Here is a 13,659-nt window from a genome sequence, read left to right on the forward strand (position 1 = left end):
CTGTAAATTAATCTTACTCAATATATAAATAAGGGTTACTTATAAAAATAAGTAACCCTTATTTTATTTTTATAGCTTACTTCTCATTTTGCCGAAATTAATCAAATCATTAAAATATGCTCTGAGATTGCCCTTCAATCCAATAAATCACTTTATGTGCTTCTTCTGGTGTTGGTATTTCTAATTTACTCAACATACGTTCCATTACTTTAGCTGGCACAGCTTCGTTTCTTGCATTATTTTGTCTCTGCCATTGCGCATATGGAACTTCAATATAAACCAACGTAATTTTTGCATTATAACGATAAAACAAAGAGATAAGTTGATCTCGCATTTTTCTTGTAATGTTGGTGGCATTCCAAACAAAAGATTTATGCTCTCGTAAATAAATACGAGCTTGCTCTTTTGCTTGCTGTGCTATCCAACCATTAGCATCTCTATTATCTGGTTTGATATTATTCTGGCGACGGAGCTCATCTAAACTCACAATCGGAAGATCTGCACAATGTTGACGAATAAAGGTATCTTTTCCCATACCTGGTAATCCACATAACACCGTAACCTCACTTCCTTTCTCAGGATAAGGCTCATAATTACAGTCTGTGCTATTTTCTGTATAAAAATAGTGAAAGCGGGCATCATCTGAAGGAAATAGAGCGCTTTTGCGCCAACAGTTTAACTCTTCACAATAAAGTATAAATAGTTCAATTTTATCAAAAAGTGCCTGCTGATCTTCACAATCTCGCCCTAAAACATCCGCTTTAGCCAATAATGCCAACAAATAGCAATCTACTCTTAATGATGCAGAAAGCAGTGCTTTTTTAGGATCAGGTTTATCCATCACCCATAACGGTAATCCATGGAAGCGAACTAACGCTGCAATCTGTTCTCTATCAGCAAAGTTTAAAGGAACTTTTTCATACAGAAAAAGACGTGTTGTTAATTCACCTTTACGTGCATGACCCGGTGAAACAATACGCCCCTCTTCTTCTCGTGTTGTAGAACGTTTTTCCACATCATGAAATAGTGCTGAGATCCATAAAATTTGCTGCTCTCTTTCAGTTAGTGTCTTATATTCTGGCAATGATTTAACTGAATTGATTACTCTTTGTGTATGAATCGCCACATCACCTTCTGCATGATGAATAGGATCTTGTATAACACCAGCCATATCACGCATTTCGTCATACCGTTCACAGAGGTATTCCCATGACATTTCAGTGTGTAATTTATTATGAAGCATCATTGAGACTCCTGTACTTTTTCCCATATCAGAGGGGCTCGTCGCCAATTTTTTTTCCAATGAACATCTGTTTTAACATGATCTTTTCTAACGTATTTAAAAACACGATGTGAGAAATCATCTAAAGAAAATGCGTGTGCATCTCGTGTAACAATGCCTTCCATTGGGCTCATTTTTTGCGTTAAAACATCATAAGATTGAAAGAAACTTGCCTGTTTAGCTTGTGAAACGATCATATTTTCAAAATCAGTTTTATCCTGACATTTAGGCAGTGTAATCTCTGGTACCGTTGGAAGATCAAACAAAGAAGCATAAAACTGCACTTCTTCCCAACTAAGCCATTTATCTTTATAACGAACTGCAAACACATAAAAATATTCTTCTAGATGTGCATATTCAATAGAATGGATGGCATATAGATTTTCACCGAAAATATCTAACTCACCTAAATCATTTTTCATCATTTGCCAACGTTGACGTAATTGAGATGTCCACGCTGATTGTGTCGGAGTCGCATGCGAGCGTGCAAAAACGCCCATTTTATTTAGGCAATTATTTTCTCCATCGAGTTTTTCTGTATGGATAAGTTGTTTTATTTGGCAAATATCCTGCCACCATTGCGCATTTATACGATCGTCGTTTGTTGTGCCTGGTGAAAAAGGATAGTGATAGGTTCTATCATATTTTTGTGATTGATTATTCATTATTTAATACTCATTAAGTAACAGAATCTCTACCAAATTTAAAAAAATTTAGTAAGTTAATTTTTCTGTATCTGCACTATTCCTTCAGTGCCTTAATGCGTATTACATAATAACGACCTACAATAAAGAGAAGTGAAAATAAAATAAGTAGCTATATTAACCATAAGCTTAGTAGAGTGCTAGATAAATAACCTTTTTTATCTCTTATATTACTTTTTGCTTAATTCTCAAATCGAATGTCGGAGGAAATATGTACAACGATCTTCAAGGAAAAGTAGCTGCCGTTACGGGTTCATCAAGAGGAATTGGTGCTGCTGTTGTATCACGATTAGTCGCTGAAGGAATGAATGTCGTGATTAACTATCATTCTGACGAAGAAGAGGCCCAAAGCCTTGCCGATGATTTAAATAAATTAAATTTAGGTAAAGCCATTATTTTTGGGGGAGATATTAGTAACGAAGATGTTGCCCATAATTTTATTTATTGTGCCATAAACCATTTTGGTAAACTCGATCTACTTATTAATAATGCTGGAATTGAAGCACAAACACCTTCCCACGCTGTTGATTTATCCGATTGGCGTAAAATTATAGATGTGAATTTAACTAGTTATTTTCTTACCGCTCGCGCTGCACTAAGATATTTTGTAGAAAATAAACTTCAAGGCAATATCATTAATATGTCATCTGTTCATGAGATTATCCCTTGGCCTACTTTTGCAAGTTACGCAGCAAGTAAAGGTGGAGTAAGAATGCTGACTCAATCTCTCGCTCTTGAATATGCAAGTCAGGGTATTAGAATTAATTCAATTGGTCCTGGAGCAATCAACACCCCCATCAACCAAGAAAAAATGCAAGATGATACGCTTCGTGAAGAATTAGAAGAGATGATCCCAATGAAATATGCGGCTGAACCAGAAGTTGTTGCTAATGTAGCCGCTTGGTTAGCATCTGAACAATCAACCTATATCACAGGGCAGACTATTTTTATTGATGGAGGGATGACTCTTTATTCCTCCTTCCAATCTGGTAAAGGTTAATTAGTAATAAAACTCCCACTTTTTGGTTTCTATATGACTAGAAAGTGGGGGACATCATTAATTATTCTTGTTCTAAATCAAGCACAACATTTTTAGATTTAATCAAGTTATTTGGAAAAATAAACTCGCTATCAAAAATAAATGGTGCATATAATTTTCGAGTCTCCATGAAAATAGAACCCTTTACTTTTAACCATGCCGTAACAACAAGTTCGCGCCAACAAGCACCTCATCTCGAGCAAAAGCTAAATATAATGTTTTTACCTGAATCTATCTAATTAATAAACATCATTTAACTTCATATTTCATGGGGAAAATTAATTAGTATTAACAAATAACAACATTACAACATTACAACAATTAAGCAGACTAAAAAACAATTCTATTTGTTTTCATTCTATATCATAGTACATCATTGTGTAATATTTAGGTTATTTGCCTATAACACATTGCCAAAAAATACAAATAAACACTAGAAAAATTGTGATCACATACACCTTTTTGCATCATTAATGCTATTTAAGACAAATAGAAACTGTTTTTTTATCAACAAATAGGTAATCTAGCAATCTGATTTTGATGACCAAACATGAATAGTTAAAAGGATATTTTATGTTTACTTCACAGCTCATGCTGGTCGGTTATGTGTTGTTGGTAAGCCCTTGTGGAAATGATTCTTGTGATGCAGTTCCTGTTACAGAAACTATTTATACTAAGGATGAATGTACAACACGACTTAACTACTTAAAACAAAAAAGACCTGACCTTATTATTTTCTGTGGAGAAGTCTTGAGAGATCCTGAAGTTACTGATGAAAATCCTTATCTCACCCCACCAGATAGCGCAGATGACGTTTTCAAAATTAAGTAATCACTCTATTCTTAATTTTATTTTTAAGATAAAATACAATTTAATTTGTTTTCTTTTTACGATATACTCTTTGTACTTGAATATGTAAGGACACGTATTAGGAGTCACTAATGTCTATTGCGAAACGTACCAAAGATAAACGCATTGCGTTAGGTTTAACACAATCAGAGCTTGCTACTTTAGCAAGTACAACACAACAATCCATAGAACAACTAGAAAGTGGTAAAACTAAACGTCCCCGTTTTTTACCTGAATTAGCAAAAGCATTAAATTGTGATTTAGCTTGGCTGCTTGAAGGTGAAGAACGTCCCAATGCAACTTCTGAAATTCCCCCCGAAAATGAATGGCAAGCTGTCAGTGAATGGGACAGTAATACTCCTTTAGGTGCTGATGAAGTGGAAATTCCCTATTTTAAAAGTATTGAACTCGCAGCAGGTGACGGTTGTTGTACTAACGAAGATCATAATGGATATAAATTGAGATTTTCAAAAAGCACATTACGCCGTTATGGCGCATCTTCTCAAAACGTTATTTGTTTTTCCGTTTATGGCGATAGTATGTCACCAGTTATTCCTAATGGCTCAACAGTCACTGTCGATACAGGCAATACACGTATTGTTGATGGTGGGATTTATGCTATCGAACAAGATGCCTTGTTTAGAATAAAACTACTCTATCGTCAACCAGGCGGTAAATTGATTATACGTAGCTATAATAAAGACGAATTTCCTGATGAATCAGCGGAAACTGATTCTGTAAAAATTATGGGCCGTATTATCCATTGGTCAGTAATGGCTTGGTAATCAATATTCAAGACAATAGTTTCATAATATAGAATGTTCAGTCACCACTTGTCCTTTAGACAATAAAACCGTTTTATCTGCTAATGCTTCGATTTCTCGAGGTTCATGAGTAACCATGATCATCGTTATTTCCTTAGATTTTAAGAAATCAATTACATCCCAAAGCTGATAACGTGTTTCCCAATCCAAACTTGAAAAAGGTTCATCCAATAGTAAAAGTTTGGGTTGGCTAATAAGTGCTCTTGCCAATGCAACGCGTTGTTGCTCCCCTCCTGAAATTTGATAAGGATAACGTGCAGCGAGATGCACAATTCCCATTTGTTCTAATATCATCTTTTCCCTCTCCTTACTTCGTTTCTGTTTTGCTCCATATTGTGCTAGCCATAAATTTTGAGTCACCGTCATAAACGGAAATAAATAAAGCCGTTGATTTAAATATCGACAAGAACGTAACCATACTGGTTGCTCATTTATATTTTTATCTGCAAGGTAGATATCACCGGAGTATGAAGTATATCCAGCAATCGCATTTAAAAGTGTTGTTTTGCCACTTCCAGATGTCCCACTTATTCCTAAACATGTTCCTTTTTCTACATACAGCGAAACATCTTTTAATATACCGGTTGTTAATGAATGAATTTCTAGCATGATCTTTCCTTTTCTCGCTGTAAACGATGTAATGCAAATAATAAAATAATCGCGATAGCGATAAGAACAAGCGCACAACCTATTGCCAAAGTGAAGTCGCCACTAGCAATATTTAAATAAATTGCCATGGGCAATGTTTCTGTTTTTAACCTTGTTGCACCAGCTAGCATTAACGTAGCGCCAAATTCACCTAAGGCTCTAGAGAATGCAATAATACTTCCGCTTATTAAAGCCGACCAACACAATGGTATTTCAACTAAAAAAAATGTTTTTGTTGGTGTTAATCCTAAATTGTGTGCAGTTTGAATATAAGCAGGGTCAACAGACTTAAAAGCCGAGAGACCATTTCTCATAATAATTGCACTAGCAACATAAGTTTGAGCAATAATAATGCCCAATGGTGAAAACAGAGAGCGAGATAATTCAGGAAAAACCCCTGCTAAAGGTCCCTGATTTCCTAACAATAATAATAATCCGATACCGATCACTAATGGAGGCGTCACCAAAGGTAAATCTAATAACGCATCAATAAAACGATATCCTTTAAAAGGGATCCTTGCCATTGCCCATGCGGCAGGCACACCTAAGATAATTGCTAAACATAAAGAAATTAACGCGGTACTCAGTGACATACCAATAGCAAAATGGAATTCAGGATCGGTAATAACTTGCTTCAACTCAACAGAAGAAAGCTGGCATATCAGCGCAATTAACGATCCTAATATCAGAAATAACAATAAAAAAAGTGGAATTAATGCCCATCGAAACACGTTATTTCCTTTTTTGAGATAGATATTTATTTTGCTGTAATAATGAAAAAAGCCACCTGTGAGTTGGTGGCGAATAAACACAATGTATGTGAGAAAAATCTATGGTTTCGAAATGACAGGAAGAAAACCATAATCAGTAAAAGCCTTTATCCCTTCAGTGCGAGAAAAATAGTCAGCAAGTAATTGTGCTTCTTTCGGATTTGCTGATGTTTTTAAAACAGCAAGTGTTGCTACTTCTTCTGGGCTGCCTTCAGGAACTGGAAGTAAAACAAGTTTATCTTGATTTTTCATTGCATCTGCATATCCAATAATAGCGGCATCCACCTCTCCATTTAATAAATACATAAGCAATTGTTTAATAGTTGCCGTGCGTACAACAACCTTATCACGTAATTTATCGCCTTGACCTGATGCCTCGATAAGTTGCTCACCACTTTTTCCTAATGCGATAGCTTTAGCATCACCCATACCTAGTTTTAATGAGCTATTTGCAAGATCTTCTACTGTTTTAATATTACCCGCTTTATCTTTACGTACAGCAATAACGGGAATATGGCGAACAATAGAATATTGATTAGCGACTTGTCCTTCTTTATCTAATTTTTCCACATAATCTTGTGAACCAGGAAAAAATAAATCTCCCTGCTTAGTTAAATTAAAGCGTGTTAATATTTGCCCTGAACCACCATATTCAATAGTAACTTTGTTTCCTGTCTCTTTTTCAAAAAGATTTACAACTTGCTCTATCGGTTGTTTTAATCCAGCACCGGCATAAAGATGAAGCTCAGCTGCAAATGTATTATGGCAAATTAATCCTAAAGCTAGTCCCAAACCAGCAAGCAATGGGCGTTTCATATAGTGGGATCCTAATTATCGCTATATAATTTTTTATATAATGAATGATGCAAGCGTCTAAGGCAAGTGGCTCACATAAAAAAAGAGAAAAATGTTAACAACATATCATTTTTTATCTTTTTCTTTATGTCTTAGCCTTACAAAAGAAATTGATCAAAAAAATATTTTAAATACTTATTTTTATTAGAATATAAGTAGATCTTAAATAGTTATTTGCCAACAAATCCTCGCTTTCACGAGGATTTTATGACTAATTATCTAGCTCTAATAATGCCAGCGCAGTCACTTCATCAATCACAATATCAGTGGCGTAACCTCCTTTTATCGCCCCTATTGTTGCCTGAATATTTTCCACACCACCAGCAATAAAAAGACGCTGTGTTATTTGCCTTAATTGAGCAAGACTTATTCCCATTATCCTCAGGTCAATATCAGAAACCAATGGATTACCTTGTGCGTCATAAAAACGTCCACAAATTACACCAACAGCGCCTAAATCACGATATTGAGCCATTTCACTACTCGTTAAAACACCTGTTGTTACTAAAGGATTATCATCAAATGTATTGCCTACAACAAAAAGAGCTTTATTACACTGATTTAACGCTGAAAAATTACGCCTAATAATAGGCTCAGCTTGTAGCTCCATTGCTAAACGGGCACTAGAAACCACTGCAGGTACATGCAAATTAATACTGCATCCTGACAACTTATTTGCAATTAACGCAGCTGCTTCTGTTGTTTTAAAATCAGGCTGTGGCGCTACTGCACCTATCATTTGTAATACTGTGATATTTTTTAATAACTTGGGAGGAAGATAATTACCCAATTTATAAATTGTTCGTCCCCATGCAACACCTAAAATATCATCGTCATTAATTATCTGAGAAAGATACATCGCTCCAGCTTTTGCTAATCTTTCTCTGTTCATATTTAAAGTGTGTTGCGATTTATTCTTTTCTTCATCGGGTAAAATAAGCACATTATTAAGATCGAATTTTGCTTTTATTCTGATGGCATAATCAATCGTAGAAAATACTGATGAATCCAAGTTAATATTTACGAATCCTTTTTCTCTAGCTAGATGCAAATATTTCACGACGGTGACACGAGACACGCCCATAATATTTGCCACTTCACTTTGGCTGAGTCCGTCCTGATAGTAAAGCCACGCAGCATAGAGAACGGGATCATTATCAAATAAACTCGCGTTTTTTAGCGAATTATTATCCATTTTAACCCCCACAAATTTTATAAATCTTATGACTAATTAGTTTATTTTATATTAGAGATATTATTAAAGATAAAATGCCTTTAGACAAATTAATCCTTATAACACAAATAGATACATTTCATTAATCTACTAATAGTATCGGCACCCTGATATTTTTCTTTACTACAAGAATCTTATAATACGTAAAAAGCCCTTAATAATGCCGTAAACAGTTCATATCGAGAAAGTTTTTTTTGAAAATACTGTTTTATTTTGCTAGAAATAAAAATATTAGCTTTAAGTTTTAAAAAGTTTTATTTTGATAAAATTAAAATCACCCAAGTATTATTGTTGCTATCAACAATCAATTAATTTTAAAAGGAAAAATAATGATAATTGCATACTCCACAGCACCAAATGAAAAAATCGCTAATGAAATTGCTCACTACCTCATCAATACAAAACTTGCCGCTTGTGTAAATTTAATACCTCAAGTTAAATCTATTTATCATTGGGACAATAAAATTATTGAAGATAATGAAATACTTATGATGATAAAATCCGAGAAAAGTAAACAGCAAAACTTAATTAATACTCTTGTCGAAATACATCCTTATGATACTCCTGAAGTGATTATAATACCGATTGAAAATGGTTTTAAAGGTTATCTTAATTGGGTACATACCTCGTTGAATTAAAATAACGTTAAATTTTTACTGAGGTCTCATTCCTGATATTTTGTTTAAAAAAATGATAATTAATTGTAAATAAAAGTATCTTATACCATCTAAATTATGAGACAAATAACTCATTGTTAATATTAAGCTAAACTTTTTGTTTTAAACTATGAAAAGTATTTTCAATACACTTTATAAGTTTGAATATTTTTAAATACATAGATAAATAGCTTTTAATACTAAATTAATAAGGTTACCAACATCTTATTCTTTTTATTTTCTGTTATAATAAATAGGCTTTCTCTAAATTAAACAAAAAGGAGTGAGTTGTGAAAACAAACAGAGTCGCAAGACGTATTTTAGGTTTACCTTATAATTTAAGTCGGTCTAAAAAGAAAGTGCGTTTTTCCATTATTGCCTCTACAAACGCTGAAAATATACCTGCTGAGTTAAAAAATACAGCTAAAGTCTGTTTAAAACAGGATTTCAGAAAGAATGCAGAGCATAAGCGTATATATATGAAGTTAACAGATGCTTATCCAGAGTATCTTGCAACTAATTAATATCTTTATACGCTAACGCTATTTAATCAATATTTTCGTATTTAGTTTGTATACTTGAAATATTAAAAATAGCATATCCCTTACATTACGTAAGGGATATTAGTTTTTTGGATTGGTTCATTTTTATACTATTTATAAAGCTCTTTTCTTATATTTATAAGAGCAACTTCTGCAATTGAAGGTTCAATTTCATCAGGTAATAGGCTGTGTTGAAATGCACTCTTAATAGTTTTAATAAGAATTTCACTGCGCTCTAATAATTCATCATAACTAAACTGACCTGCTTTAATTGCTAATAATTCATCTCTATTATCACACCACACTTTCACTTTTCCTTCTTGTGCGATCCCTAATGCAATATAGAGTAATCTAAAAGTATGCATCATATTCTTGCTATCGTAACTTCTTCCATGGTCGATATTTTGCTGGTAACGAACATCATTACGTTGTTCAACCCACTGCCAATATTCATGATATTGCTTACGATATGCACTATAACCTTCTTTATTAAAGCTAAGATAACCTTCTAATTTTGCTGTTTTAGAAACACTACTGAGTAATACATCACTCGCATTTTCTTTTTTTATTATTCCTTGATAAGGTAATTTATCATTATAATAAATTGCATAAATATCTTGAGCATGGGTAAGCTTTGTTAACCCAATATGCTCTTGTTTCCAATGTCGAGATCCTAACCAAGTATTGATTAATATTGTCTTTCCATCTTCAATGACATAACAAAAATCGAGAATAGTTTTTAATTTTTTCTCAACTGGATTTACTATTTTTTTGTTGAGTCCTTGAGCTTTCTTAATCTGCCCTTTGGCATAATGCACAAATGTTTGAACACAAGTTTTAGACAAAAACCATTCTGGTTTTATCAGTGACATTAAAGGGTGTCGATAAATAACCATCTGTTCGGGTGAATTAAGTAGCTCTAAAATATTAGGATTAGATGCACACAATAGTTCTATAAATCTTCCAAGCTCATAATAAACTATATCATTAGTTTCATTACTGACTTGTGGTGTGTATTTCAACCCATAAAAAAGATCTTTAGGGAGGTAAAAGACACCCTTTATATCAGTATCTGACGTTTCCGTTGCAAGATTATGTGAACGACTTCCAGCGATACTTTCAAATAAAAGGTAAGGTTTTATATCTTCAATAGTCAGTTTCATCTAATTTATTCCTAACCCAATTATTTAAAATATCATTATCGGGTACTGTTCTTTTAGTTAAATGAATATTTGTCTCTTGCCATAAAAAAATTACTAAATGTTGCATCGCCTCTGTTGGGATCCAAGTAAAATGTTCATTTTTATCTGATTTGAAGTCTACTAATTCTTTGATGGCATTTTGCTCTTCAATAGTTAAAATTTTTATCAGCTCACTCAATTCCATAGGTGGAATATCACCTGTTTTCACAGTCCAATAAGCGGATAAAAGAGAACGTAACATATAAAACCATTTTTTTAATTTTATTGACTCTGCTCTAATCTCATTTTTAGGGTTATTTTCCGGAGAATAGCCACTCACCACTTAGCAATTCCTCTGTAATGATGAACAATGACTTTGGGTTGATAATAGAGTTTTGCAAGCTCAGATAACTCTTTTTGAACATTAGGATATTGTTGATAAATTATTTACTATTTATTTTTGTGAGTTATCTCCTCAGCAAGATTTTTGGATAGTCCCTTGTAACTCTGCGCGTTATGTTCTTTTTAATCAATTACAACATTGTTATTAAAATTATTTTTTCATTTTAATAAAACTTTTAAGTGTCAATTTTATCATTATTAATCAGTTAGTTGTTCTGATATTTACAACCCATAAATAGACATTTATTGTTATCAAAAAATCAACTTATCTTTATTTTTATTCGTCAAATAGTTAAATTTAATTATATAAATAACAAAAATATTTACAGATAAAATATAACCATAAGAGATAATCTATGAATACTAAAGATCTAAAAAGTATTACTGAGATAAGAAAAAATAATTTAATTTATGTGATTGAACGCTATTACGATGGTAAACAATATCGATTAGCTAATGCCCTTGGTATTGCTCCAAGTATGATATCTCGTTACCTGTCATCAAAAGACTTAAAAAGTCATCGTGAACTTACCGATCCCATGTCACGAAAAATTGAATATATAACTAAAATTAGCAAATATTGGATGGACATAGACCATCTGAAAGAAGATCATACAGTATCAGAAACAAAAGAATATATTCCAACAGAAATCGGCAATATCCTTTCAGATAACATCACAACATTTATGTTACATGATGGTATTAAATCCAGAGTAAAGCTGGCAACTGATTCAGATCTTGGCCAATCTACGGTGAATAGAATTATTAATTCTGAATCTAGTGCAACTGTAGAGAGCATTGATGCAATAGCAAAAGCTATGGGACGTCAAGCTTATGAATTGTTAATCCCTAAGAATGATAAAGGCACTATTAATTATGATAGAAAAGCTTATTCAAAATTACCTTTAAGTGAAAAAATATCAATTCAAAACTTTATTGAATTTATTATTTATAAAAATAATCTCGCCAGAAAAAAGTAATATATAAAAAAAGCCACCAGTAACATACTGATGGCTCTTGGTTTTTTAACCTTTATCAACTATTGCTGATAAACGGTATTTTATTCCCACTCAATGGTTGCTGGTGGCTTACCGCTGATATCATAAACAACACGAGAGATACCTCCCACCTCATTGATAATGCGGTTAGAAACACGGCCTAAGAAATCATAAGGTAAATGAGCCCAATGTGCGGTCATAAAGTCCACGGTTTCAACGGCACGTAATGAAACAACCCAATCATATTTACGACCGTCGCCCATAACACCCACTGAACGTACTGGTAAGAACACGGTAAATGCTTGGCTTACTTTGTTATATAGGTCTGCTTTATGCAATTCTTCAATAAAGATAGCATCAGCACGACGCAATAAATCACAGTACTCTTTCTTGATCTCACCTAATACACGAACCCCTAAACCAGGCCCTGGGAATGGGTGACGATAAAGCATATCGTATGGTAAGCCTAACTCTAACCCAATCTTACGCACTTCATCTTTAAACAGTTCTTTTAATGGCTCAACTAAGCCCAGCTTCATATCTTCTGGTAAACCACCTACGTTATGGTGTGATTTAATCACATGGGCTTTACCTGTTGCTGATGCTGCTGATTCAATCACATCAGGATAAATAGTCCCTTGAGCTAACCATTTAACTTGCGGCTGTTTAATAGCTTCTTCATCAAAAATTTCAATGAATGTATGACCAATGATTTTACGTTTTTTCTCTGGATCGTTTTCACCCTTCAACGCAGTTAAGAAGCGATCTTCCGCTTCAACATGGATAATATTTAGGTCAAATTTACCTTTAAACATTTCCATGACTTGTTCTGCTTCATTCAGGCGCAATAAGCCGTTATCAACAAACACACATGTTAAACGCTTACCAATTGCACGGTTTAACAGTAATGCGGTCACTGAAGAGTCAACACCGCCTGATAACGCTAAAATAACGTGATCATCACCAATTTGTTCTTTTAAACGAGCAACCGTGTCTTCAATAATTGCGGCAGAAGTCCACAAGGCATCACAACCACAGATATCTAAAACGAAACGTTTTAAAATCGCTAAACCTTGATGTGTGTGTGTAACTTCTGGATGGAATTGAACACCATAAAAATGTTTCTTTTCATTCGCCATAATTGCAAATGGGCAAGTTTCAGTGCTAGCTACTGTGACAAAGTCTGATGGAATAGCCGTTACTTTGTCACCGTGGCTCATCCATACATCTAATAATGGTTTGCCATCTTCGCTAACTGAGTCTTGAATATCATTGAATAGTGCGCAAGTTTCACGAATTTCAACTTGTGAATAACCAAATTCACGCTCACCAGAAACTTCGACGTCGCCACCTAATTGCATCGACATCGTTTGCATGCCATAACAAATGCCTAATACAGGAACACCTGCATTAAATACATATTCTGGTGCACGAGGGCTGTTATCTTCAGTCGTACTTTCAGGACCACCAGACAGAATAATACCATTAGGATTAAATTCACGAATTTGTTCTTCTGTAACATCCCATGCCCAGAGTTCACAATAAACGCCGATTTCACGGATACGGCGAGCAATAAGCTGCGTATACTGTGAACCGAAATCAAGGATAAGAATGCGATGATTATGGATATTTGCTGTCATTTGTGGTGAATTCCAAAACAGATAAAGTCATAAAG

15 protein-coding genes are annotated in these 13,659 nt (G+C 33.9%); 6 read left to right on the forward strand and 9 right to left on the reverse strand.

The features are described 5' to 3' along the window. Positions 1-109: 109 nt before the first annotated feature. Together SB028_RS11125 and SB028_RS11130 are read right to left on the reverse strand one after the other, a co-directional pair. A complete protein-coding gene (locus SB028_RS11125) occupies positions 110-1,246 on the reverse strand; it encodes an AAA family ATPase (protein WP_069368936.1) in 1,137 nt (378 codons plus the stop codon). Then, entirely contained in the window at positions 1,243-1,947 is a 705-nt protein-coding gene (locus tag SB028_RS11130; protein ID WP_069368935.1) for an RNA ligase family protein, read from the reverse strand. Before SB028_RS11130 ends, SB028_RS11125 begins: the two co-directional genes overlap by 4 nt. Before the next feature lie 250 nt (positions 1,948-2,197). Between SB028_RS11130 and SB028_RS11135 the strand changes: the two genes are divergently transcribed. From SB028_RS11135 to SB028_RS11145, 3 genes are all read left to right on the forward strand, one after another. Next, positions 2,198-2,986, forward strand: coding sequence for a glucose 1-dehydrogenase (locus SB028_RS11135; protein ID WP_069368934.1), 789 nt, complete (start codon positions 2,198-2,200; stop codon positions 2,984-2,986). 612 nt (positions 2,987-3,598) lie between these two features. Beyond that, on the forward strand, positions 3,599-3,856 hold the full coding sequence (locus tag SB028_RS11140; RefSeq protein WP_006532995.1) for a hypothetical protein: 258 nt from the start codon (positions 3,599-3,601) through the stop codon (positions 3,854-3,856). Positions 3,857-3,966: 110 nt separating this feature from the next. Then, positions 3,967-4,659 carry an XRE family transcriptional regulator gene (locus tag SB028_RS11145; protein ID WP_069368933.1) on the forward strand — a complete coding sequence of 231 codons (693 nt, stop codon included), beginning with the start codon at positions 3,967-3,969 and terminating at the stop codon, positions 4,657-4,659. Between the two features lie 21 nt (positions 4,660-4,680). Here the strand turns inward: SB028_RS11145 and SB028_RS11150 are convergent, their stop codons facing one another. The 4 genes from SB028_RS11150 to SB028_RS11165 form a co-directional block, all read right to left on the reverse strand. Next, entirely contained in the window at positions 4,681-5,307 is a 627-nt protein-coding gene (locus tag SB028_RS11150; protein ID WP_069368932.1) for an ABC transporter ATP-binding protein, read from the reverse strand. Beyond that, the gene (locus tag SB028_RS11155; protein ID WP_069368931.1) at positions 5,301-6,077 is read right to left on the reverse strand and encodes an ABC transporter permease; all 777 of its coding nucleotides are present in this window, start codon (positions 6,075-6,077) and stop codon (positions 5,301-5,303) included. Before SB028_RS11155 ends, SB028_RS11150 begins: the two co-directional genes overlap by 7 nt. Before the next feature lie 99 nt (positions 6,078-6,176). Beyond that, on the reverse strand, positions 6,177-6,932 hold the full coding sequence (gene modA, locus SB028_RS11160) for a molybdate ABC transporter substrate-binding protein (RefSeq protein ID WP_069368930.1): 756 nt from the start codon (positions 6,930-6,932) through the stop codon (positions 6,177-6,179). A gap of 250 nt (positions 6,933-7,182) precedes the next feature. Beyond that, positions 7,183-8,166 (reverse strand): sugar-binding transcriptional regulator, encoded by a 984-nt coding sequence (locus SB028_RS11165; protein ID WP_069368929.1) that lies wholly within the window; start codon positions 8,164-8,166, stop codon positions 7,183-7,185. 368 nt (positions 8,167-8,534) lie between these two features. Here SB028_RS11165 and cutA point away from each other — a divergent pair, with 368 nt between their 5' ends. Both cutA and sra read left to right on the forward strand, forming a co-directional pair. Then, a complete protein-coding gene (gene cutA, locus SB028_RS11170; RefSeq protein ID WP_069368928.1) occupies positions 8,535-8,843 on the forward strand; it encodes a divalent-cation tolerance protein CutA in 309 nt (102 codons plus the stop codon). Positions 8,844-9,151: 308 nt separating this feature from the next. Beyond that, entirely contained in the window at positions 9,152-9,385 is a 234-nt protein-coding gene (gene sra / locus SB028_RS11175; RefSeq protein WP_036912805.1) for a stationary-phase-induced ribosome-associated protein, read from the forward strand. 128 nt (positions 9,386-9,513) lie between these two features. Here sra and SB028_RS11180 read toward each other — a convergent pair whose 3' ends face one another. Continuing rightward, entirely contained in the window at positions 9,514-10,566 is a 1,053-nt protein-coding gene (locus tag SB028_RS11180; protein ID WP_069368927.1) for a DNA polymerase beta superfamily protein, read from the reverse strand. Further along, the gene (locus SB028_RS11185; protein WP_069368926.1) at positions 10,550-10,927 is read right to left on the reverse strand and encodes a DNA polymerase beta superfamily protein; all 378 of its coding nucleotides are present in this window, start codon (positions 10,925-10,927) and stop codon (positions 10,550-10,552) included. Before SB028_RS11185 ends, SB028_RS11180 begins: the two co-directional genes overlap by 17 nt. 415 nt (positions 10,928-11,342) lie before the next feature. Here SB028_RS11185 and SB028_RS11190 point away from each other — a divergent pair, with 415 nt between their 5' ends. Then, positions 11,343-11,966 carry a helix-turn-helix domain-containing protein gene (locus SB028_RS11190; protein WP_318859378.1) on the forward strand — a complete coding sequence of 208 codons (624 nt, stop codon included), beginning with the start codon at positions 11,343-11,345 and terminating at the stop codon, positions 11,964-11,966. A gap of 80 nt (positions 11,967-12,046) precedes the next feature. On the opposite strand, the gene guaA is transcribed toward SB028_RS11190, so the two are convergent. Continuing rightward, positions 12,047-13,624, reverse strand: coding sequence for a glutamine-hydrolyzing GMP synthase (guaA, locus tag SB028_RS11195; protein WP_069368888.1), 1,578 nt, complete (start codon positions 13,622-13,624; stop codon positions 12,047-12,049). Positions 13,625-13,659 lie beyond the last annotated feature (35 nt).

Source organism: Proteus vulgaris, assembly GCF_033708015.1.
Taxonomy (GTDB): Bacteria; Pseudomonadota; Gammaproteobacteria; order Enterobacterales; family Enterobacteriaceae; genus Proteus.